The sequence below is a fragment of the Martelella mangrovi genome, from assembly GCF_040545495.1.
Classification (GTDB): Bacteria; Pseudomonadota; Alphaproteobacteria; order Rhizobiales; family Rhizobiaceae; genus Martelella; species Martelella mangrovi.
Window position 1 is genome coordinate 1 of record NZ_JBEPLY010000022.1, and the last position, 22,502, is coordinate 22,502.

Sequence of the window (22,502 nt, forward strand, 5' to 3'; positions counted from 1 at the left end):
GGCGAAAGAGAATCCCCTCGGCTATCTCGCCTTCCTGCTTCAGTTCGCGCCGGCAACCGGCCGGGCCGCCGTCGAGCAGCCGTTGCGGGAAAAATTCGCCAGCATCGGCCTTGAAGCCGGAAAATCATTCCCGCCGGCAGACGCGAGCGACGCCGAGTTGGCGGCGATCGATCAGGGCGTCAAGGCGGCCCGCGCCGACATCGCCAAGGCGATCAAGACCATGGGCAAGATCGAAAACGGCTGGAGCGTGGCCACGGACGTTCAGGGCAACCGCGCCGGCTATAACGGCGACTGGGGCCTGCGCGCCGCCGTCGCCGTCACCGGCCTTCTCGCCAATGATACCGCCGAGGCGGTCTATCCGATCACCAATATCGACATCGACCACAACAAGCTCGACGGTTCGAAATCGGATTACTCCATCACCTTCAAACCCGGCGAACTGCCGCCCGCCCACGCCTTCTGGTCCGTCACCATGTATGACGGCAAGACCCAGCACCTGGTGGCAAACCCGATCGACCGCTATCTCATCAATTCACCGATGCTGCCCGAACTGACGAAGAACGCCGACGGCTCGCTGACCCTCTACATCCAGAAGGATGCGCCGACCGATCCGGCCAAAAAGGCCAACTGGCTGCCAGCGCCCGATGGGCCATTCTACCTCGCGATGCGGATCTACTGGCCGAAACAGGCGGTCCTTGACGGCGACTGGCAACCGCCCGGCATCATCCCCCATGCCATCACCCAGAAGGGTTGACCATAGCGGCGGCCGCCACCTCAAGGCTTTTAGGAAGACGAAAACGCCGAGCCCAAGCCCTGTTCTGCCGGGGATGACAAGCAAGCGAAAGGCCGGGCCGCTATCGCGCACCCGGCCTTTCCCGTTCAATCAAAGTTATAGGGTCGGAAATAATCCGATCGCAACGCCGTCGTCACTTCCTGAACCATCGCGCCGCGGCTTTCCGCATAGATGTCCCTGAGACCGGTCACCTGGAAGCCCAGACGCTGCTGCACCTTCAGCGAACCCGCATTTTCGGCGAACGCGCCGGAATGCAATGTGATATCGCCCTTTTCAGCGAAGAACCGTCCAACAATGGCGGATGCGGCCTCGCTCATGAAACCGCGCCCCCAGTAATATCGTCGCAGCCAGTAGCCGAGATGATAGCCACCCTGCCGAAGCTCGATGGTGATGATGCCGATCAACACCTGATCCGCCGGCTGGGTGATGGCGAAGGCCCATTCGCGGGCATCTCCGTTCATCGTTCCCTCAAGCCATTCGGCGGCATCTTCGAACGTGAACGGATAAGGCGGGCGCGACAACATGCGGGTCACCGAGAAATCGGAAAGCGCAGTGGCGATGACGTCCGCATCTTCCCGGCGCAACGGGCGCAGGCAAAGCCGGTCGGTGTTGATGGTCTCAGCCTGCCACTCCTGAAGATCAAGGCTCATTTCTGGCCTCCCCAGCTCTTCAGCGACATCCAGTTGCGCCGCTCCAGCCGGTACCACTCAACGGCAACCGACCCGCCGATTGCCAGCGACTGGACCATGCCGGGGCCCTGAAACTGGAACCCGCACTTGTGCAGAACCCGCCGCGAACGCTCGTTGACGACCCGGCAGCGCGCATCGATGTAATCGACCTCGTTGCGCGTGCGGAAGACCATGTCGATCAGGACCTGGGCCGCTTCGGTGGTATAGCCCTTGCCCCAATAGGGGGCACCCAGCCAGTAGCCGATTTCGACGACACTTTCGTCATCGGGGATGTTCTCTATGCCGCAGCAACCGATGAACTCGCCGTTTTCCGCTTTCGTGATGGCATAGACGCAATTGCCAATCGCGCCCTCTTTGGTTCGCTCCACAAAAGCGGCGGCATCGTCTGTGGTGTAGGGATGCGGCATGCGCGACACCATGGTCGCGATTGCTTCGTTGTTGGCGAGATGGGCAATGGCGTCAATGTCATCTTCGTGCGGTGCTCTCAAGACGAGCCTTTGCGACAGAAGAACGGGGCAATCCCGCCTTTGCAAATCGGGCCGTAGCCGCTCCCGGTCAAGCCGGGACTGGCTCTCCCTTTGTAGTAGATCCCTTTGCATATCTCAGGTCCTTTCCTGGTTTGAAAACGAAAGAAGGGAAGATGGTGGCGTCCCATCTTCCCTTCTCTTTTCAAATCCAGGTCCGGTAACCTGAAAATCTAAGCCGGGTCGATGTGACGCCGGCTGATTTTTAAGCGGTTCCGGCTTATTCCGCTGCTTCTGCGTGTTTCGGTGCCACGGACACATACATGCGGCCATTCGCACGCGCACGGAATGTCACATTGCCTTCAATCTTGGCAAAAATAGTGTGGTCCTTGCCCATGCCGACATTGTCGCCGGGGTGCCACTTGGTGCCGCGCTGACGCACGATAATGTTGCCCGGAATGACGTTTTCGCCACCGAATTTCTTCACGCCAAGGCGCTTGGATTCTGAGTCGCGACCGTTACGCGACGAACCGCCAGCTTTTTTATGTGCCATTGGAGTTCTCCTTTAAACCTTCGAAACTTCTGCTTTTAAACAATCAACCGGCGACGATGTCGGTGATCTTGACGACCGTGACGTGCTGACGATGACCGCGCGAACGCTTGGAATTCTGACGGCGACGCTTCTTGAAGGCGATAACCTTGCGGTTACGGGCCTGCTCGACAACTTCCGCCTTGACGACAGCGCCCTTGACGAAGGGAGCGCCAATTTTGGCGTCAGCGCCTTCGCCGACAACGAGAACGTCGGAGAACTCAACCGTGGAACCTGCCTCTGCATCGAGCTTTTCGATACGAAGCGTATCCTCGGCGTTTACGCGGTACTGCTTACCGCCGGTCTTGATGACTGCGAACATATTTTTACCTTTCATGTTCTAAGTCCGGCTCTGCCCTTTTGGCGGGGCGGCCGTCTTTTTATCAGCCTGATTAAAGCAGGGAGTTCAAAGAAAAATCTTATCAACCCGGTCTGCCGGTGAAGCTTTCCCCTGAAGGGAAAGACATTGCCTATGTCGCAAGACATACGCATCCGGCAGGGTGCATACGATGAAGCGGCGGGTAAGTCAATAAAACACATGAAAAAAGCTTGGCTTTCGCTCTTGCAAGCGCGCGTTTTGCCCGCTATGAGACACCCCGCGTCCAACGACGCTGACCGCATGGTTCCTGGAGAGGTGGCAGAGTGGTCGAATGCACCGCACTCGAAATGCGGCATACGGGCAACCGTATCGGGGGTTCGAATCCCCCCCTCTCCGCCAGATATTCCTTTTAAAGCAGAAACTTAAGTGAGCTTCACCGCTCAAGTCACGCGGTTGAATTTTGCGCTGCTCGTCTGGCTTCAGTCAGGGCCACACTTACGGCACGTTCATCTCACGGATCACCGCTTTCGGATGGCATCAGGATTTTAAATGGCTTGAGCAGATTCGCGGTTTTGGGAATTCCCGCCTTCGCCAGGCTGGCGAGATAATCCTCGTAGACAAGTGGCGGCTTGCCGTAGTGCTGAAAGTCCCGGTGCACCGCTTCCACGAATTCTTCCGGCGCAAGTTCGAAGAGGTCCACGAGAAAGTCGTCGGGATGTTTCGTGTGCAGTCGGTAGGCGGCGATTGCGTCTTCCGGAAAGTCCTTTTCATTGAAGGTGACGATGACATTGGCGCGGGTGACAATGGCCGCAGCCAGAACGTGCCGATCATTCTCATCCGGGAGCGCGAGGGCCGGAATCAGCCCCTCATATCCTTCGACGAGACAATCGGGCACGGCTGCGTTCATGAGCGCGCGTGTCCGATCGAGATCCTCCGGCTTCAGATCGTTGCGATTCTTGAGCAGATTTCCGATCCATTCGTCATGGATGTCATCTGACCAGCGCGCGCGGAAGACTTTCGTTTGGGCGATATAGAGCACGAGGCTGCGAAGCCGCGCGCCGTAAAAGACATTCGCGTCGATAAAGGCCGTGAATGTCGAAATCATTCCAAGCCCAGCCGTTGGGCGTCCGCATTCAGCTCGTCGAGCGCCTTCAACTGATCGGACTTGCAGGCTTTCTCATAAGCAACGAGGTCGCCAAAACGTATCCGCCGATGGCTTCCAACCTTGCGGAAGGCGAGTTTGCCGTCTTCAAGTTGGCGCACGAGATGAGGCCGCGAGACGTTGAGAAAATCGGCCGCCTGCTGCGTGGTCAGCTCCGCCTCATGCGGAATGAGCGATACCGGCGTTCTGTTGGCCATGGCCTCCAGAATCTCGTAGATCATTGCGACGGCGCGCGCGGGAAGCGGAACGATGATTTTTGTATCATCGGCCCCGTCTACCGTGATCTTGATATCTTCTTCTGCCTTGGCGACAGCCTTCATCCTGTCGGCCGCACTGCGTGCGATGACGGCCTCCGCTTCGTCAGCGACGAATGGCTCACGGGTCTGGTCAATAAGAGCAAGCATTTGAGCCTCCTTGAGGTTCACTGGTGCGCCTATGTTATAGCAAACGGCGCCCAGGGCGGCAACATTATTCGAAATAAACGAAATAAGCAAAGCAAACGAAATTGCAAGTGTGCTTCGGTGCGTGTCAATGCGCGCTGCGCGAATGATTCCGGGTCTGTTGTTGGCCACGAAGACGAGGCTGTTTCAGTCAGTTATGGGGCTTAGAACCCTGCATTATACGCAAACCTTCGATCTTGATGCGCTCTTTCGTATTGACTTTCATATGTTGATGCATTGGCTGCTTGGAGTGGCAAAGAACACAGAGCGCACGCAAATTGTTGTGGCGGTTATTGTCACGGTTTCCATCGATGTGGTGGGCATGAAGCAGGCCATGATCTTGAGAAAGATCGACGTTGCATTCTTCGCATCGCCAACCTCTTGCTTCGCGATATGCTGCAGATATCCTCCACCAATCATTGACGTAGCCAGGTGTTATGGTGTTGCTTTCGTTTCGTTCCGGCTGCGCATAAAAAACCGGCTCGCAACTTCTCAGGAACTCGGCGATATCGAAGTTTTCCCAGGCGGACTGATCATGATCTCGCGATTTGTATTCCTTCCAACCAATGAACTCTAAGCAGTTTTTGCAAACCTTTAGCTCGGCGTCTTCCTCCCCTGATTGTTTTGTATCAGGATCGATCCATGCGCATCGAAATTTGCCATCAAACCGACGTGTTACGTGATATCGCTGGAAGCGACCGCCCCGCCGCATCTGGTCGAGCGTGTTGCATTCAGCGACATGGAAGCGCCTTGTGTTCTCCGGTTCATTTAGGAGAGTTTCGCGCGTAGCTCGCGTGTCCTTAATGTATAGGAGAACCTGCTCACCTTCATGCTCTAGTAGACCGCCTCTGCTGCTAACCTCGTCGGCGTGGATTTCCTTACCTTCAGCAAGCTCGGCTAGTGTTCTCTCGCGGCCAGATAATCCCGCAGCATCCAACCGCCAAACTGACCGGCCAGCCCCCATGGTTCGCACCAAGGTCTCTAGAGGCGAAAAGTCGACGCGCAACCTCATTCAAACTCCTCTACCACTTTCATGATTTGCTGTTTTGCGTTGGTCCGGACTCGAAACTCCACTCGTCTTGACGCCTGGTGGTCTTCGCTGCCGGTGTCGGACCTGATGAGGTGACTGGACGACAGTCCGTTTGCGGTTACGTGCCCCAGCGCCCAATCCAAATATGGCTGTGTTGAAGGGAGCTCGAGGGCATATTCTAGAACGCTGCGAGTGCGCTCCTGAGAGAGTTCCATATTTCGAAAATAGGCTTCCAGTGGCGGTGTCTCTGCGTTCCACTCTGACGAAGTATGTCCCTCGATGCGCACTTCATCAATGGAGTCTTTGAAGCGATCGAGGACCGCAAGGTATCGTGGAAAGAAATCATCGATGATGGTTTTGAAGCTGGGTTTCAACGCAGCGCTGCTCGTATCGAAGAGAACGTCTGGCGCCTTGAAACGTAGCGTCAACGATGACTGATCTAGTTCAGCATTCCAGCGTGGTAGGTCTTTTGCAAACTCTTGCTCCAATGCTTGAAAAATCGCCTGCTCGGATTCGCTCCAGGCAACCACTATTTCGCGCACAGAGCTCTGAGCTATGCGCAATTGCCTTTCAGCTTCTATGGCATCTTCTTTTTGTTGAACGAGTGTTTGCTGGATTGCGGCGAGTTGCTCTTTATCGGCGATCGCCTCTTCTCTTTGCTGAGCGAGCGGTTGAAGGTAGACAATCGCGATGAAGAGAAAAATCAGCATCAGTCCCGACATCAAGTCGGAGATCGAAATCCACTCACTCTCAGCTTCGCTGTCTTTTTGACCAAAGAATGCGTTCATCGTCCTGGGCGCCCGGCTGCCTGCACAAGTTCACGTAGCCTGTCGGTCAGCGGCTGATAGTCAGTCACGAATTTTTCGGATAGCGAAGCTAACTTCTGTCCCATCGCTTCAATTGTTCGCGACAGCTCTTGCTGCATTTCTTTATCAAAGGCGCTAAACTGTTCATCGATGCCATCTCTAGTTCTCTCCCACGCTGCTTCGATAGACTGCTGCGCAGTTTTCGCATTCTGATCGATCAAATCGGCGTGCTTAGAGATTGTCGTAGTTAGTTGCGCATTTATAGCTTCCAAGGTGCGGTGTAGCTCTTCGCTAAAAGTTTGTTGCGCATTGCTGGCAGATCGCTGGAGCGTATCAAAACCTTCTTCGAGTGTGCGAAAATTAGCTGTATGCCGCTCCAGAGATTCGTTCGTGCGGTCGATAGCCTGATCAACGTGTCCGGAAAGCTTCGTAGTTATCTTCGTCAAGTTATCCTCGACCACTGGAAATGCTTCCAGAGCCTGATCCTTTAACTTTGCGAGGGCTTCGAGGTGTTCATTGAGAACTATCACCTGAGAATCTAGTGATCGCATCATCGGGCCGAGTGGCTCGATCGTTCCGGGTATTGTCGCGGTATGTTCGCGCACGATCTCAAGCGCATCTTTTGTATGGTCAAGTGACAATACCGCTTGTTCGATACGTTGTTCGAGGCCTTCGACGTGAAGGCGGTAATTCTCCTGCCAGTCCACTAGTTTATGCACCGCCGCATTCAGCTCTTTGAAGTTCTCGCCAAACTGCTCCGTTAGCTTTTCGTTGAAGTCATGGATAACCTCTCTGAGCGCTTCAATAAGGGCTTTCTGGTTGTTTTCGGTCATGTGAGCTGCGAACTCGCGAAACTCCTCAATGAGCAACTGCTGCCCGTCGCGACTTTCCGACCTTAAACGCTGTATCTGGGAGACGAGGCTGCCGTCCGTTTCATCAGCTATCGCCTTGCGCAGACCTTCCAATGCTTTTTCTATTCTTTCGGCATTCGCTTGGTTGTCAGCCTTTGTCGAAGATAGCACATTGTGAATATCCTCAGGAGTAACTGAGCTCGTCTGTTGTTTCGATACAGGTATCGTTTGAACGAGCTTTAACAGAACAGACGCAGCCATCCCGATAATGCTTGTCAGAAAGGCAATCTTCAGACCATCCAGTAGAAGCGGGACAGCGCTATCAATATTATCAACGTCGAAGTTCATTAACCCGATCGCGATGCCCCAGAAGGTCCCCAGAATCCCTATCGTTACGGCTAGTCCCGGCGCCAACGTTGCCAGATTTTTTAGGAACCTTGTGCTGCTAAATGACGTTAGCAGGCCCACCACCGTCACGACGGCGATGAGGTAGAAAAAGAAGCGGGTGGTAGGATTCCCAACGACTTGGGAGTAAAGGCTTAACAACGTTTGATCAATCACTGTCTGCTCGCACCGATTTTTACTCTTTCGAAAACCGATAGCAGCGAAATGAATTTGATTGAAGTGTAAATTGTGACTAATTTATTATGCAGCTGAGGTTCACTCGATTCCGTCTTGATTGGTCATTTTCGGGTAAATCTACTAGGCGCCATGCCGGACAATATGAGCGACAAACTTCTGGCTTGAATTTGGGGCCATAGGAGCGTTGCGGTGCAAAGTTAGTTTGCCTAGGCGTCAGACTACCGGCCAGCCGAAGAGCAAAGTCGATTTCCTGCTCTTAATCTGGGTAGATGACCGACCAGGTATCCGTCTCGCCGGTCATCTCGAGCCTGAGCGCTAAAGGGGTTCTGTCACCGCCTGAATCCTCACATGCTTGCGCCATTCATGGCAGAAACCGTAGCTGGTGGCCAGAGCGTTCAAACGCTCCTGCCTGGCGCGGATGTTGCGAAGTGAGGCGGCGCGTCCGCGGCATGAGGTTACAATCTGGTCGCTTCGCACACCAACCTCAAGACGATCGAGTTCACGCTGAACGCGGTTGATTGCTTCGGATTGCTGAGCGAGCGATATGCATGCAAACTCCTCCCGCAAAGGAACGCGAAAGACGGGTTTCACAAAAACAGGAGAACGGCGTGCACCGGACACCAAGGCGACGAGTTTCGGTGAGAGTGGCATGATGAATCCTTTTCGGTTGACGTATGATTTCGTGGAGTTAAGTGATCAACGCCCACCAGTTTGTGTCGTTGGTCGGACGTTTGGTGCGGTTATAGCGACCGTTTTCTCGCATTGAGGCAAGTCGATCACTCGCCTGTTTTACGCAGAGGTAAATAGGCAAAAAATCGGGCCGCTGGAGGGCTTTCTGGATTGGGCTGAACGCCTGCGTCGGTGGTTGACCTTGCTTGACTTTTGCCGGGATAATCCTTGGCTCCCCACCACCGGCATCCTACGCGTGACCTCAGATAAATAACCCGGAGATCACGATGGCAACCATACGCAAGCTCAGAGGGCGCTGGCAGGCACAGGTGCGCCGTCGCGGGTTGAAGCCGCGCTGCAAATCATTCGACAGCAAGACGGATGCCGAGAAGTGGGCGCGTGATCTGGAAGCCCAGATCGACAGGTTCGGTGCCGCGCCAGATACGCGGCTGCTTGAGGTGACCACGTTCGGCGATCTGCTTGAACGCTATCAGCGTGAAGTGTCCCCGACCAAGCGCGGTGCCGTGCAAGAGGTCCAGCGCATCGGTGTTCTGCGCCGCCATGACCTCGCCTACCGGACACTCATTGGACTGTCGCAGCAGGATATTGCGTCCTTTCGCGATGAGCGGCTTGCGAGCGTCGCACCATCCACTGTCGTGCGGGAGCTGGCGATTATCAGCCATGTCCTTGAGGTCGCTATCCGCGATTGGGGCTATCCGCTGAGCCGCAACGTGGTGAAGCTGGTGCGTCGTCCGGTTATCCGCAACGAGCGGAGCCGTCGCCTGAAGCGCGATGAAGAACAGCGGCTGCTCGCTGGCTGTGACGCCGGACAGATACCGTTCTTCAAGACGCTGATCATTGTTGCCATCGAGACCGGGATGCGGCGTGGTGAACTCCTGGGACTTCAGTGGGACGACATCTCGCATAATCGCCGGGTGATTACTCTGCACATGACCAAGAACGGCTCGGGCCGCGAGGTGCCGCTGTCCCAGCGTGCTTTTGACGCGCTGATGGCGTGGAAGGCAGAGAGCGACGTCGATCAGTCTGCCGTATTTCCCACGACGCCCGGCGCACAGGAACAGGCATGGCGTCGGCTCCTGAAGCGCACAAATATCGACGGGCTGCGGTTCCACGATCTTCGCCACGAGAGTGTCAGCCGTCTTTTCGAACGCGGTTTGAACATGATTGAGGTCTCGAGCATCTCCGGACACAAGGAGCTGCGTATGTTGAAGCGCTATACCCACCTGAGTGCCGACGATCTGGTCAGTCGTCTCGGGTGACGGCAAGCGAGAGCAAGCTTTACATGCACGACCGAATAAGCGCCTTTACGTCAAGGTTCGGCCAGAAATAGCGCCCAATAGTTGTGTTCGGACGGGCTCATGTAAACGTGCATACCACTAAATAACATACCTAAGGTAGAATATCTTAACGCAAGCTTTCCATTACCTTTACATATTCAGCCGAAAACGCGTTTTTTTGCTCTCGATGTAAAGCTTCGCCTGCATTGTAGAGTTGTATTGACCTAGATGGGTCCGCGAACTACCCGGACGAGGAGCTTCATGTTGCTTCGACCACCCTTCTTGCGAGTAGATTCATCTACGTCGATACAGAGGTGGCGTCGCCCCCTTTGACTGCCAGAGGTAAAAATGTTTTTGCGTCGAGCCTTGGGGCGCGCGGCTGAAGCCTGCCGGAATATCACCACCGGTGTCTTCTTCCAGCCAGGCAGGTGCTGTGGTGGCCTTGCCAGCGGGAAGAAGCGAACAGCTCCAGACGTCGTCGGCGCTTGAATTCTGGCGCGTCGACCTTCTGCTGTCTCCGGCCCGGTGCCGCGAGACCTCCTCCATGGAATAGATTGATCTACCGTCGGCTACGTTCCGGCGAAAATCGAAGTCCTAGAAATGTTCAAGCGTGCTGATGGGGATGGCTCCAATCCCGGCGATGGTCTCACTATCAATCCTCCCATGTCGGAAAGACCCAAGCTTTATTCGCCGGTCGTTTCTGTCGTCTTCGTGCTCATGCCGACTTCCTCGTTTTCTCCAACCTCCGCATAGAACACAAGACGCAGATGCTTTTCCTCGTCCACAACGAAAGATGAATGATCGAAAGCGACCGGACCCTGATCTTCGATCATAAACGTCCTGCGCCCCTCGCAGCGTCCATGCACGTCATGCCGGTTCCAAAGGGATTTGAACAAGGGAGAAATCCGCTCCAGCCCATCGACCAGCTCGACCATGCTCTCATCCTCTGGCGCTTGGGCAAAATCCCGGCGAAAACTCGCCAACACCTGAGGAGCCTGAACAGACCATTCCACGATCCGGCTGTTGAGCCGATCATCCGCAAACAGCATCCAGAGCATGTTCCGTTCAGCAGGATCGCGCTGTTCGAACCCGAAAAGCCGTGCAGCCGCGTCGTTCCACCCGATGACATCCCACCGCAGGTTCAGCACATAGGATGGGCGCAAGGTGAGGTCATCGAGCAATCGTCGCACCAGTGGCGGCAGTTCGCACCATGCCTGTCCGGCCATGGCGGGCGGGCGTTGATGCGCGAGCAAAAACAGGTGCCGCCGCTCGATTTCATCCAGCTTCAGGACGCGGGACACATTGTCGAGGAAGGTCGAGGACACCTTGATGGCGCGGCCCTGTTCCAACCAGGTATACCAGGTGATGCCGACACCCGCGAGCGCGGCGACTTCCTCGCGGCGAAGACCTGGCGTTCGCCGTCGTTTTCCGATCGGAAGGCCGACATCGAGCGGTGAAAGGCTCTCCCGTCGCCGCCGTAAAAAGTCCGCCAGTCCGGAACGAGTGCGATCCAGTCGGTTGTCCAGCGTATCGCTCATAGTAACACCATAATTTGTTCTATAGTAACAGGCTAAGTCATGTGCAAAGCAACTTCAAGAAAATTGGAGTTGCCATGACCGTCGATCATTCGCCTACCGTATCCCATCCCTCTCAGACCGCCCCGAAATCACAACCCTCGGCGCTTGCGCTGACCATTCTGCTGCTTGGCGGGTTCATCACTGTTTTTGACCTGTTCGTGGTCAATGTCGCCATACCCTCGATCCAGGCCGGTCTCGGCGCGAGCTTCGCCGAAATTGGCTTTGTCATTGCCGGATATGAATTGGCCTTCGGCGTGCTGCTGATCGCGGGCGGGCGGCTTGGCGATCGCCATGGACGTTGCCGCCTGTTCGCGCTCGGCATGGCCGGCTTTGCCGTCACATCGCTGCTTTGCGGCCTCGCACCCGACGCCACGAGCCTGATCGTCGCCCGCCTTCTGCAGGGTGCGACCGGCGCTATCCTGTTTCCGCAGGTCTACGCGCTGCTGCGTGTCATGTATGACGACGCGGGCCGTCGCCGGGCCTTTGGCCTTCTCGGCATGACGTTGGGGCTTGCCGCCATTGCCGGTCAGGTCTTTGGCGGCCTTATCGTTGAAAGCGATCTGTTCGGTCTCGGCTGGCGGATTATCTTCCTGATAAATCTGCCAATAGGCATCATCGCACTGCTGTCAGCGCGGATCATCCCGGAATCGCGGTCTTCCGAAGCCATGGGCGTCGATTGGCCGGGGATCGGACTGGCGACAACCGGACTGTTGCTCCTGCTTCTGCCGCTGCTCGAAGGCCCGAATACCGGCTGGCCGCTCTGGACATGGGCCAGTATGACAGCCTCACTCGTGGTGCTGGCGGCATTCCTCATTTGGGAGCACCTGGTTGCAAGCGGCGGCGGCGATCCCGCCATTGATCTGACCTTGTTCCGCAACATCGGGTTCTCTGCCGGGTCTTTTGTGGTGCTGCTGATCTATTCTACATCGACATCGCTGTTCCTGTGCTTCGCCTTGCTGGTGCAATCCGGCCTCGGCCTGACGCCGTTTGCAGCCGGCACGCTGTTTGCCCCGGCAAGCGTCGGCTTTGTGGTTGCCTCGCTGGTCGCCCCGAAGCTGGTGACGCGTTTCGGAAACATGGCCATCGCCGGCGGTGCGCTGGTCTATGCTGCCGGAATCGGCTGGTTGATCGTGACTGCCGCTGGCCTCGGTGAGGAAGCCAAAACCTCCGCGCTTCTGCCGCCGCTGATATTGTTCGGCTTCGGTCAGGGCCTTTCGATGACGCCGCTGCTCAATCTCGTTATCGGCTATGTTGAGGAGAACCAGGCCGGAATGGCAGCTGGCTTCATCTCCACCATGCAGCAGGTAGGCGGCGCCTTTGGCGTTTCCGTTGTCGGCATATTCTTCGTTGGAATTCTCGCCAGCGATGCCAGCGAGGGTATAAGCCGGGCGACCCGCTATGCAGACGCCTTCTCCGGCGCAATGATCTACAATTTTGCCGCAGTCCTCCTGGCAGCCGCGCTCATCACCTTAATCGTGCGCATGAGACGCGCTGGTCAGTAGCGGCACGACGGAAAGGCGGACAATGAGTTCAAGGACAAGACCGTTCGGCCCAATGAGATGTGGCAAACCGATTTCACCTATCTGAAGGTGATCGGCTGGGGCTGGTTCTATCTGTCTACCATCCTTGACGATTTCTCGCGGTATATCGTGGGATGGAAGCTGTGCACGAATATGAAAGTCGGCGATGTGACCGACACGCTGAACATTGCACTGGCCGCATCCGGCTGCGACAGCGTCAAGGTCGAGCACAAACCGCGACTGCTGTCAGACAATGGCGGATGCTATATTGCCGAAGACCTGGCGGACTGGCTGAAGGACAGGAAGATGGAGCAGCTTCACGGCGCGCCCGGTCATCCGCAGACCCAAGGCAAGATCGAGCGCTGGCACCAGACGCTGAAAACCGGATCCTGCTCGAAAATTACTTCTTCCCCGAGTACCTTGAAACTCAGATCGGTGCATTCATCGACCATTACAACAACCGCCGATACCACGAGAGCCTCGGCAATCTCACGCCGGCAGAGGTCTACCTCGGCAGAGGAAATGAAATCCTGAAGCAGCGAAAAAGGATCAAGCAACAGACCATTCAGAACCGCCGCTTGCAACATCACGCAAACGCAGCTTAAATCGACAAACCAAACGAGCCCCCCCCTCCTGATAGCCGGGCCCAGATCTGTCCATAATGATTTGATGACAGACAGCCTTAACCACAATGACTTCATAACACCTAAATAGCTGCAAGGGGCAGAAATGTCGAACAGTCAGACGCAGAAATAACCGGAAAGCCGCACCACGGCCGGAATTCCCGTCACAAATGGCTCAAGCCGGGGTAATTCGAGGCGTCCAGATGGATGAAAAGTCAGTGGCAGGTCACAGGCCGTCCAAACAAACCTAGCCACCTCTGTATAGCAACTCCACCAAAAAATCTTGCGTTGATTAGTTTTGATTGGCTACAAGTTGCCGACGCATATACGGCGTTGACGAGCCGGTGAACCCCAATTGTTCCACCAGAAAATCATAATGTTGGAGCCCGCCCTTGCACAGTTTTTTATCGACTCATGCTTTTGAAAAACCAGAGAAGTTTCTTGAGTCAGCTTGGTTGGGGCATGCTCCCTTTGCGTTTCACCTAGTGGCAAATCTAAAACCTCGAATGATTGTCGAGCTTGGGACACATAATGGGTTTTCGTATTTTTGTTTTTGCCAGACAATTCGAAAGAACAATCTCGGTACGAAAGCTTATGCTGTTGATACGTGGCAAGGTGACGAACATGCTGGCTTCTACGGCGAGGATGTTTTCAGCAAAGTTTTAGAGCTGAACACTCCCTATGAATCATTTTCGTCATTGATGCGCATGACGTTCAGCGAAGCAGTGCAATATTTTCCGGACGGTGAAATCGATCTGCTGCATATTGACGGCCGTCATCTCTATGAGGACGTGAAAAGGGACTTTGAAGAATGGGCACCTAAATTGTCGCCCAATGCGGTGGTCCTTTTTCACGATACGAATGTACGGGAGCGGGAATTCGGTGTTTGGCGTTTCTTTCGTGAATTGGGCGAGAAATATCCGGCATTTGAATTCTATCATCAGCATGGCCTCGGCATTATTGCCATGGGTGAGGTGCCGGAATGCCTAAAACCATTTTTTGAGGCCTCCCGGAATGAAGCGGAATTGGCGCGCTCGATTTATGCTTCTCTTGGCTCCAGCGTGGTAACGCTGTCCAATGAGGAGAATAGGCGTGTTGTAGTCGAGAGAAATCTCGAGGAACAGAAACGGGAAAAGGCAAGTATCGTTTCGCAGCTCGGTCAGGCAAACATGTCGGTCGCCGAGGCCGAGAGACGTCTGGATGAAAAGCACCGGATTCTGGATGCCAAAGCTGAAGCCATAGAGTTTACGGAACAGAAAATTCAAACACTGGAAGAACGCCTAAGTGACCTTTTTATTGCAAAGGCGCAACTACTCGATGAGTTGGAACATCACAAAGCGGGAGAAGTCGACCTCTCGCAAAGGCTTCAGGTGAGTAATGATCGGCTTGCCCGATTGGAAACCGACCTGACCTTCGTGACAGGTCGTCTACAGCGTGCAAGAAGAAGGCCATTTACCCTGTTTCGTGACCTCTTTCTTTATTGGCTTTTGAAGTTTCTTGCAAAATTATCCCCGCCGCTTTCTAAACGCAGAACAGCGCGTTTTGCTAAAAGCGCTGCAAAGCGCAATCCAAAACGAGACCCGCTTGGCACTTCCGCGTCGGTCGCCGGGCCGCCGGTGACGGTTTCAGCTTATACGAACGGATTTGTTTCTCCTCAGCCGCAACGGGAATGTGTGCTTGTTATCAGCCACGAAGCGACGCGGACGGGGGCACCCATTCTTTCGCTCAATATCATCAACGAACTCTCGAAGACCTATGATGTTATTTCGGTTACGCTTCTAGGCGGCCCGCTGGACAAAGAGTTTAAAAAGTCTGCTTTCGCCAATATCGAGCTTGATCGAAACAGCATGTCAAATGCTGAAATTGCGAATCGAATTTTCGAACTTGCAAAGGCTGTAAAACCTTCTTTTGCAATTTTGAATTCCGTTGCGTGCTATCAAACGCTTGATGGACTCAACAGGGCGGAAGTGCCTGCCATTTCGCTTGTGCATGAATTTGCAAGCAACCTGCTTGTTTATCCATACTTTTCGGAAATTGTCGATAAGTCCGATAAGGTCATCTTCTCGACGGAACTGACTCTCTCCAACTTTTTGGAGTTGGATCATGCCTGCCGCCCTCTGAAGGTCGATATCCTTCCTCAAGGCTTAACCAAGCCGCCGTCCAATACGATTGACGCGTATACGCGAAAGGCTGAAGCACTGGCTATAGAACGCGCCTGCGGAAACGACCCAGACGAGATTGTGATCATTGGGATCGGCACGATCGACTATCGAAAAGGACCAGACGTCTTTATTGAAGTTGCCAGAAAAATGCGGGAGCAGGCACCATCAAAGACTTTTCGTTTTGTCTGGGTTGGCGATGGGCTGGATATCCGCGGGGCGGTCTTCCCCCGGTTCCTTGTCGACCAGGTCAAGCGGTCTCAATTGCAGGCGCATTTCCATTTTGTTCCGGCCATGTCGGATCTCGACAAATTGTTTGAACTCGCCGATGCGCTGGTCATCTGTTCACGGTTGGATCCTCTGCCGAATGTGGGCATCGACATGCTGAACGCCGGAAAGCCGATGTTCTGCTTCGACAGGACCACCGGATTTTCCGAGCTGCTTCATGCGGCCGATTTCGAAGCCTGCGTTGCCGAATATTACGATTCCAATGATCTGGCCGCCAAACTTGTTGCCAGCCTTCCCACCAAAGAGGTTGCAAGAAAGCTGGGCGCAGAACAGCAGAAAAAGCTAATGCCGCTGTTCGATATGGGAGACTATGTCCGGCGTCTGGAAAATATTGGCAAGGGACTGCAGGCCGGCAAATCCCAGTTTCAAGACGACCTGAATGTGATTGCTTCCTCTGGCCTGTTTCGCCGCGATTTTTATAACCTTCAGGATCGAAAGGTTCCGGACCGCGAGCTGATCGGGGAATATATACGTGTTAGCAAGGCGGGACGCAGGGCAATAAAAGCGCTACCCGGGTTCCATCCCTTTATCTTTGCCAAGGAAAGGGATGTGGTTTCGACAAGGGATCCTCTCGCGCAATATATTGAAGAAGGTTGTCCGTCCGGTCCCTGGAAGCATGACGTTATCGATGAAGAAAGCGCTATCGACATCGATGCAGCGAAGACATTGAAATCCGCACTTCACATTCATGCCTATTATCCGGAAATGCTGGATAATATTATTGACAGGCTGAACCAGAACGAGATCCTGCCGGATATTTTCATCTCCACACGCGCCGAGCTTGAACCAGCAGCTGTTGTAGCCACTGAGAAATACAGAGGCGCCACAGTGTCCGTCCGCGCATTTCCCAATATCGGTCGTGATATCGGTCCGCTTCTGACCGGCTTTGGTTCGAAGCTGGTCAATTATGATGTCGTAGGCCACATTCACACAAAGAAATCACTCCATGTTGAATCAAGGGACACGATCGACAAGTGGAATGATTTTCTAATGAGTAATCTGCTGGGCTCGACGAAGGCAGGCGCCATGCTTGATCGCATCATGTCATCCCTTGCCCGGAAGCCGGAAACGGCGATTGTTTATCCGGATGATCCTGGCATCATGTCGTGGTGCGAAAATATGGAGATCGCGCTTTCCATTGCGAAACGCATGGGTGTTGACGCTCTTCCTCCCTATTTTAATTTCCCTGTCGGCTCGATGTTCTTCATGAGGAAGAATTTGTTCCAGCGCTTTGTCGCTCTTGACTATGGTTGGAAGGATTATTCCAGAGAGCCATTGCCGATCGATGGCACGGAATTGCACGCATTGGAACGCCTTTTCGGCGCTGTAGCGCATGTGGAAGGTTTGGGGACGGCAGTCACCAACATTCGCGGTTTGACAAGGTGATCTTCGTTTCAGATCGTTATTGAAAGGCATAGGCGACAGATGAAAGTGCTTGTTATCGGAGGGTGTGGGTTTATCGGCTCTCATGTCGTAGATAGCCTGTTGTCGCGGAATCACGAGGTTCGGGTCTTTGACCGTCAGCCTGAACGGTTCCGTCCTGCCCTGGCAGGTGTTGACTATCTGTTCGGCGATTTTGCTGACCGGATGGCAATGATCGAGGCATTGACCGGCGTTGATGCCGTCATGCACCTTGTGAGCACGACGTTCCCAGGCACTGCCGATCTCGATCCACGGACGGATGTGATTGACAATCTTGGAGGTACATTGTCGCTCCTCGACATAATGACCAATCTTAAAATACCGAAGATTGTCTTTTTGTCTTCAGGAGGCACTGTTTATGGTGTGCCCGACACCGTACCGATGCCTGAAAGCCATCCGCTGCGGCCTATCAATTCTTATGGTATCGTGAAATGCGCGATCGAGCATTATCTTGCGATGTATCAGCGAACCCGGGGGGTGGCCTCTGTCTCGATCAGGGCTTCTAATCCATACGGTCCGCGCCAGGGGCATTCTGGTGTTCAAGGTGTTATATCGACATTCCTGAATCGTGCGTTTTCCGGTGAAAAAGTTGAAATATGGGGCGATGGCAGCGTTATCCGAGATTACCTCCATGTGACTGATTTGGCCGATCTGTGTGTGCTGGCATTGTCAAGCGACAAGACTGGCCCGTACAACGCCGGCTCCGGCGTGGGGACCTCGATTAATGAGATTGTCGAAGTGATTGGTTCGGTGACTGGAGTGCCTCTTGAGCCGGTGTACAAAGCCGCTCGGTCTGTCGATGTCCAACGCTCAGTACTCGACGTTTCCAAGGCTAAGGTCGACCTGGGCTGGTCCTGCAAGGTAAGCCTTCGTGACGGTATCTCAGATTCATATGAATGGTTGAAAAATTGGAAATCAAGGCAGGGATGATGGAAATTATAACGTTACACAACCGTAGAGTTAAGCCAATGTTTATCTAGGCGGGCGCTCGCCGGATGGTCAACTTCCAAATGCGTCTATGCGGCGGATAAAAGATACTGTTGGAGACCGATATCTTTTTATTCTTTATGCCACTTTATCGAGTAAATTAATTTGCGTTATCAACGGATGATGTGGCTCCAACATTTTAATTGATTCGGATGGTTTAATGAAGAAAAACGCAATCTATGCTTCTGTTCCGTTCATCTTATACGTTTTTCTGACAGTTAATTTACCGCTGGTCATCAATGTGAGCGCTCCACACGATGATACGCTCTATTTGGATCACGCTTTCAAAATTGCTTCAGGTCATTGGCTCGGATCGTTCAATCATTTTACATTGATGAAAGGTCCTGGCTATCCGTTGTTTGTCGTGATTGCTTCCTATGGCGGGCTTCCGCTGTCCTTTTCGCACGCTCTGTTTCATTACTTTGCAGCCGGTGTGGCCGCTTTAGCGCTGGGTAGATTGTCCAGATCGTCCAAACTGGGCTGGATATCGTTTGTTTTCATCCTTTTTATTCCAGCAGCACTCGATCCTGGTATAAACAGAGTGATCCGTGATCAGATTTACTGGTCACAGACATTGCTGCTGTTTTCCACAGCAGCCCTTGTCTTCTTCGATAGTCACATTTCATTTAAGACACGTCTTTATCTCGCCTTTGCTTCGGGCTTTACCCTGGCGTGGGCTTGGCTCACGCGCGAGGAAGGAATTTGGTTTATTCCAGGCCTTGCCGTAATGTTCATCTTCGCAGGCCTTTTCTGGTATTTCACGGGCAGCCGCCTGCGCTCGCTTGGCCTTTGTGTTTTAACCATCGTGATTGGCTTTGCCCTACCGCAAATAGCATTCCGCACAATCAATTATGCAAAGTACGGGTCTTTCGTGGGCGTCGACTTTAACGAGAAGGATTTCAATGCGGCGCTGGGCGCATTGCAGAGTGTCGATGACGGTCACTCCATTGAATACGTTCCGATGAATGCCGGCGCCCGTGCGCTGGCAGCACAATACAGCCCGACTTTCGCTCCTCTTGCCGAAATGCTGAGACCCGACGGCCCGTTGGCTGGCTGGTCCCAACACGGGTGCGCAGTGTATAAACAAACTTGCGGAGATTTGGCGGGGGGGTGGTTTGTCTGGGCCCTGCGCGATGCGGCCGCCGCAAATGGATTCTATGAATCGCCGGCCATCGCCAAGGAGAGGTTTGCGCGGATCGCCGAAGAAATCAACGCAGCCTGTGAAGCAGGCAAACTGAACTGCAAAACAGGTATGTTCAACTACATTCCCCCATTGTCGCGCGATCAATGGCTGTCTCTGCCGGGCCGGTTCTGGCAGGGCCTGAAGCTTATCAGCCTCGCCGATTACGTGCCGAAAAGCGCCCCTCCCTCACCACCTGCATCAGTCCGAGGAGAATTCAACAAGTACTGGACATTCCTGAACTATCCAAAAGCTCTCATTCCGTCGGATTCGCGAAAGGAGATGCGGTTTCAGGGTTGGTATCATGGCAAACCCGGCACGTGGCCGGAATTTTTCACCATCAACGAAAGCGGCAAGCTCACGCCGCTTCACCCTGAACGGGTTTCCAGCCCTGATCTTGCTGAGAATTTCGGTGACCCGACAGCAACTGAGAACCGTTTTAGGGCAACTGCCCTTTGTAGCGCCGATTGTAAGCTCGTCGCTAAAACTTCTTCTGGATCGGATCTAAGGGTCAGTCTGGGAGACCCGCTCAGAAACGCAAGTAGCGGAGAGGAGACGCTGCTCATCGAATCAGTCGAGATGACGCCGCAGCTCGCAGACATCAGAGGCAAACGCGACATTGTCACTCTTGCAGCAATCAACGGGCTGTTTTTAATCTATTCTTGGATCTTTCCGGCCGTTATGATACTTGCAGCCCTAGCTTTCATTGCTGCGGTGGCTCTTAGCCTGAAGCGCCGGACCTTTGGCCCCTGCCTGTTGCTTGCTACCTCGGCCTATGCTTTTGTCTTCACCCGCATTGCGATTGAAGCAATCGTCGATGCGACATCCTTCCCGGCCATAAATGCACTTTATTCTCTCCCGGCCTACTATATGGTGGCGGTCGCTTCATGCTTCGCTCTGGCTACCCTCCTCGAACTGCGCCGTCCCAACAGTGTCCTTCCAATTTCCGAGAAATCTCCATTATGACTGAACTAGACGTTACGATACTCATGCCCTGTCTCAACGAGGCTGAAACGCTTGAGGTCTGTATTCGCAAGGCGCAGAAAGGCCTGGAGCAATGCGGGGTCGCCGGTGAAGTTCTCATCGCCGACAACGGATCGACGGATGGCTCACTGGAGATCGCCGCCAAATGCGGCGCCAGAGTGGTGCATGTGGCGGACAAGGGATATGGCGCCGCCCTTTCCGGTGGCATCAAGGATGCCCAGGGCACCTATGTGATCATGGGGGATGCCGATGATTCCTATGATTTTCAATCGATTGCCCCCTTCGTCGAGCAGTTGCGAGCGGGGTATGACCTGGTCATGGGCAACCGCTTCAGGGGTGGTATCGCCGAGGGCGCCATGCCGCCATTGCACCGCTATCTCGGTAATCCAGTCTTGAGCTGGCTCGGGCGGCTCTTCTTTGGCATCAAGGTCAGGGATTTCCATTGTGGATTACGCGGTTTCAACAGGGAACGCATTCTGGCGCTCAACCTGAGAACGACGGGTATGGAATTCGCCTCAGAAATGGTGGTCCGTGCCTCGCTGGAAAACTATTCAATTACAGAGGTGCCGACAACGCTTTCGCCAGACGGACGTTCAAGGCCTCCTCATTTGCGGACGTGGCGGGATGGCTGGCGACATCTATCTTTCCTGCTTATGTATAGCCCGAAATGGCTGTTTCTTTACCCAGGATTCTTTATTCTGGGCCTTGGGGCTATACTGTCTCTTGTACTCTTCCCCGGTCAGTTTGATATCGCTGGCATCGGCTTTGACATCCATACATTTATTGTTGGCTGTTTCTCGGTTGTCATGGCAACACAGGCCATTGAATTCGCGGTTTTCGCACGGCGTTTTGCCGCCTCGCACAAATTGATGCCGCAGTCACAAAAGCAAAGCTTCATTACCGAGGTTTTCACCCTGGAACGCACGCTCCTTTTTGCCGGTTGCCTTATCGTTCTGGGCTTCATCGGGCTTCTGAGCTGTTTCCTGCAATGGGCAACGTCAGGTTTCGGACCGGTCGAGTATACGACGATGCTGCGCGTCCTTGCCTTGAGCATGACAATCATGACCGTCGGCGTCCAGACCGTATTTATGGCCTTCTTTTCTGCCATTACCGAAATTCCGACCAAATGAACGTCTGGGAGATTTTCCGGTTTCTTGCTGTTGGTGGAACAGGGGCGGCGCTGTATTTTTTCGGCGCCCTTGTGCTGAACAAATTTGGCCTCCTGCCGCAACTGGCGAGCTTTATTGCCTATGCGGCTCTGGTTCCCTGCATGTATGCCGCGCAGCGTGTCGTGACCTTCAAATCAAAGGAGCCGATCCTCGCCAGCTTTTTCAAATATGTGCTGACTCAGGCGGCCTCCTTGCTGACTTCCTATCTGCTTCCGTTCCTGCTGTTTCGGAATGGGCATATATCCCCGGCGATGAGCTTCGCCCTCGTGCTTGTCGTGACAGCCTGCCTGAATTATTTCCTGCTGAAATTCTGGACTTTTAGAAAGACAGTAGGGCTTCAAAACCGCCAGCCACGTTGATCTGCTCTGCTGCGAAGTCACAAACTCGTATGACGGGGTTGGAAGGTTTCCTGAAAGCTCACATCTAGTCGCCTTTGATTTTCAGTTAACCCTGTCCGTCGTCGAATGATTATGGACAGAATGGGTTCAGGCTATCAGGAGGAAATGGCTCGTCTGGCTTGGTGATATTGCACTGTCTACATTGCGTGATCCGGATCAGCGGATCCGCATTCGTCAGCATCTGCAATCAGCAGAGCAAGGGGCTCGGTCATCTTTCAGGACAATCAGCCACGCCTGGAATGCATGGCAACGGTGCAGGCGCATGAGCGCGAGCTTTCCGGCAACGTGCTGCAGCGCTTTTTGCAAGACGTGAAGCTGGCAAAGGCTGACGGACCCGACGCAGACTTGCATCGCGGCACAATCGCATCGCATCAGTTCGTTCAGGACAAGAAAACGCAAAGAGAACAGCTGACACCTCAGGCATCGTTAACGCCCGTGGCGAACTGTGACGAAAGATGTCAGCATACGCATCCAGCTTCAGCTATCGTGGGCGGTTTCGAGGA

The 22,502-nt window shown here is 54.1% G+C and carries 20 protein-coding genes, 1 tRNA gene and 1 pseudogene; 11 read left to right on the forward strand and 11 right to left on the reverse strand.

The annotated features are described in order from the left end of the window. The coding region (locus ABID12_RS20340; protein WP_354435888.1) for a DUF1214 domain-containing protein at nt 1-754 on the forward strand (754 nt) is incomplete at its 5' end. Nucleotides 755-879: 125 nt separating this feature from the next. Here the strand turns inward: ABID12_RS20340 and ABID12_RS20345 are convergent. The 4 genes from ABID12_RS20345 to rplU form a co-directional block, all read right to left on the reverse strand. Next, entirely contained in the window at nt 880-1,443 is a 564-nt protein-coding gene (locus tag ABID12_RS20345; protein WP_354435889.1) for a GNAT family N-acetyltransferase, read from the reverse strand. Next, nucleotides 1,440-2,081, reverse strand: a complete 642-nt coding sequence (locus ABID12_RS20350) for a GNAT family N-acetyltransferase (protein WP_354435890.1) — start codon at nt 2,079-2,081, stop codon at nt 1,440-1,442. The genes ABID12_RS20345 and ABID12_RS20350 overlap by 4 nt, the downstream gene beginning before the upstream one ends. 145 nt (nt 2,082-2,226) lie before the next feature. Beyond that, complete coding sequence (gene rpmA / locus ABID12_RS20355) at nt 2,227-2,499, reverse strand: 50S ribosomal protein L27 (RefSeq protein WP_106302839.1); 273 nt, start codon at nt 2,497-2,499, stop codon at nt 2,227-2,229. A 43-nt stretch (nt 2,500-2,542) separates the two neighbouring features. Further along, complete coding sequence (gene rplU / locus ABID12_RS20360; protein WP_106302842.1) at nt 2,543-2,857, reverse strand: 50S ribosomal protein L21; 315 nt, start codon at nt 2,855-2,857, stop codon at nt 2,543-2,545. A 306-nt stretch (nt 2,858-3,163) separates the two neighbouring features. On the opposite strand from rplU, the gene ABID12_RS20365 reads away from it, so the two are divergent. Next, a tRNA-Ser gene (locus ABID12_RS20365) sits at nt 3,164-3,253 on the forward strand. Between the two features lie 112 nt (nt 3,254-3,365). On the opposite strand, the gene ABID12_RS20370 is transcribed toward ABID12_RS20365, so the two are convergent. The 6 genes from ABID12_RS20370 to ABID12_RS20395 all read right to left on the reverse strand — a co-directional run bounded on the left by ABID12_RS20370 (nt 3,366) and on the right by ABID12_RS20395 (nt 8,376). Next, nucleotides 3,366-3,959, reverse strand: coding sequence for a PIN domain-containing protein (locus ABID12_RS20370; RefSeq protein ID WP_354435891.1), 594 nt, complete (start codon nt 3,957-3,959; stop codon nt 3,366-3,368). Continuing rightward, the gene (locus ABID12_RS20375) at nt 3,956-4,588 is read right to left on the reverse strand and encodes an excisionase family DNA-binding protein (RefSeq protein WP_354435892.1); all 633 of its coding nucleotides are present in this window, start codon (nt 4,586-4,588) and stop codon (nt 3,956-3,958) included. The genes ABID12_RS20370 and ABID12_RS20375 overlap by 4 nt, the downstream gene beginning before the upstream one ends. 19 nt (nt 4,589-4,607) lie before the next feature. Further along, complete coding sequence (locus ABID12_RS20380) at nt 4,608-5,468, reverse strand: HNH endonuclease signature motif containing protein (RefSeq protein WP_354435893.1); 861 nt, start codon at nt 5,466-5,468, stop codon at nt 4,608-4,610. Continuing rightward, complete coding sequence (locus tag ABID12_RS20385) at nt 5,465-6,274, reverse strand: OmpA family protein (RefSeq protein ID WP_354435894.1); 810 nt, start codon at nt 6,272-6,274, stop codon at nt 5,465-5,467. The genes ABID12_RS20380 and ABID12_RS20385 overlap by 4 nt, the downstream gene beginning before the upstream one ends. Continuing rightward, complete coding sequence (locus ABID12_RS20390; protein WP_354435895.1) at nt 6,271-7,704, reverse strand: hypothetical protein; 1,434 nt, start codon at nt 7,702-7,704, stop codon at nt 6,271-6,273. Before ABID12_RS20390 ends, ABID12_RS20385 begins: the two co-directional genes overlap by 4 nt. A 336-nt stretch (nt 7,705-8,040) precedes the next feature. Continuing rightward, entirely contained in the window at nt 8,041-8,376 is a 336-nt protein-coding gene (locus tag ABID12_RS20395) for a hypothetical protein (protein WP_354435896.1), read from the reverse strand. A gap of 305 nt (nt 8,377-8,681) precedes the next feature. Here ABID12_RS20395 and ABID12_RS20400 point away from each other — a divergent pair, with 305 nt between their 5' ends. Further along, nucleotides 8,682-9,674: a site-specific integrase gene (locus ABID12_RS20400; protein ID WP_354435897.1), complete on the forward strand. Its 993-nt coding sequence runs from the start codon at nt 8,682-8,684 to the stop codon at nt 9,672-9,674. Nucleotides 9,675-10,375: 701 nt separating this feature from the next. Here the strand turns inward: ABID12_RS20400 and ABID12_RS20405 are convergent. Then, the gene (locus ABID12_RS20405) at nt 10,376-11,230 is read right to left on the reverse strand and encodes a helix-turn-helix transcriptional regulator (protein WP_354435898.1); all 855 of its coding nucleotides are present in this window, start codon (nt 11,228-11,230) and stop codon (nt 10,376-10,378) included. Nucleotides 11,231-11,304: 74 nt separating this feature from the next. Here ABID12_RS20405 and ABID12_RS20410 point away from each other — a divergent pair, with 74 nt between their 5' ends. The 8 genes and pseudogenes from ABID12_RS20410 to ABID12_RS20445 form a co-directional block, all read left to right on the forward strand. Next, a complete protein-coding gene (locus ABID12_RS20410) occupies nt 11,305-12,771 on the forward strand; it encodes an MFS transporter (RefSeq protein WP_354435899.1) in 1,467 nt (488 codons plus the stop codon). 12 nt (nt 12,772-12,783) lie between these two features. Next, nucleotides 12,784-13,394, forward strand: a pseudogene (locus tag ABID12_RS20415) (transposase); the annotation flags it as partial. A 410-nt stretch (nt 13,395-13,804) separates the two neighbouring features. Then, nucleotides 13,805-17,245, forward strand: coding sequence for a rhamnan synthesis F family protein (locus ABID12_RS20420; RefSeq protein WP_354435900.1), 3,441 nt, complete (start codon nt 13,805-13,807; stop codon nt 17,243-17,245). Nucleotides 17,246-17,284: 39 nt separating this feature from the next. Further along, entirely contained in the window at nt 17,285-18,211 is a 927-nt protein-coding gene (locus ABID12_RS20425) for an NAD-dependent epimerase/dehydratase family protein (RefSeq protein ID WP_354435901.1), read from the forward strand. A 217-nt stretch (nt 18,212-18,428) separates the two neighbouring features. Further along, the gene (locus ABID12_RS20430) at nt 18,429-20,414 is read left to right on the forward strand and encodes a hypothetical protein (protein ID WP_354435902.1); all 1,986 of its coding nucleotides are present in this window, start codon (nt 18,429-18,431) and stop codon (nt 20,412-20,414) included. Continuing rightward, nucleotides 20,411-21,562: a glycosyltransferase family 2 protein gene (locus tag ABID12_RS20435; RefSeq protein ID WP_354435903.1), complete on the forward strand. Its 1,152-nt coding sequence runs from the start codon at nt 20,411-20,413 to the stop codon at nt 21,560-21,562. Before ABID12_RS20430 ends, ABID12_RS20435 begins: the two co-directional genes overlap by 4 nt. Then, nucleotides 21,559-21,960, forward strand: coding sequence for a GtrA family protein (locus ABID12_RS20440; RefSeq protein WP_354435904.1), 402 nt, complete (start codon nt 21,559-21,561; stop codon nt 21,958-21,960). The genes ABID12_RS20435 and ABID12_RS20440 overlap by 4 nt, the downstream gene beginning before the upstream one ends. Nucleotides 21,961-22,242: 282 nt before the next feature. Next, the coding region (locus ABID12_RS20445; RefSeq protein ID WP_354435905.1) for a hypothetical protein at nt 22,243-22,502 on the forward strand (260 nt) is incomplete at its 3' end.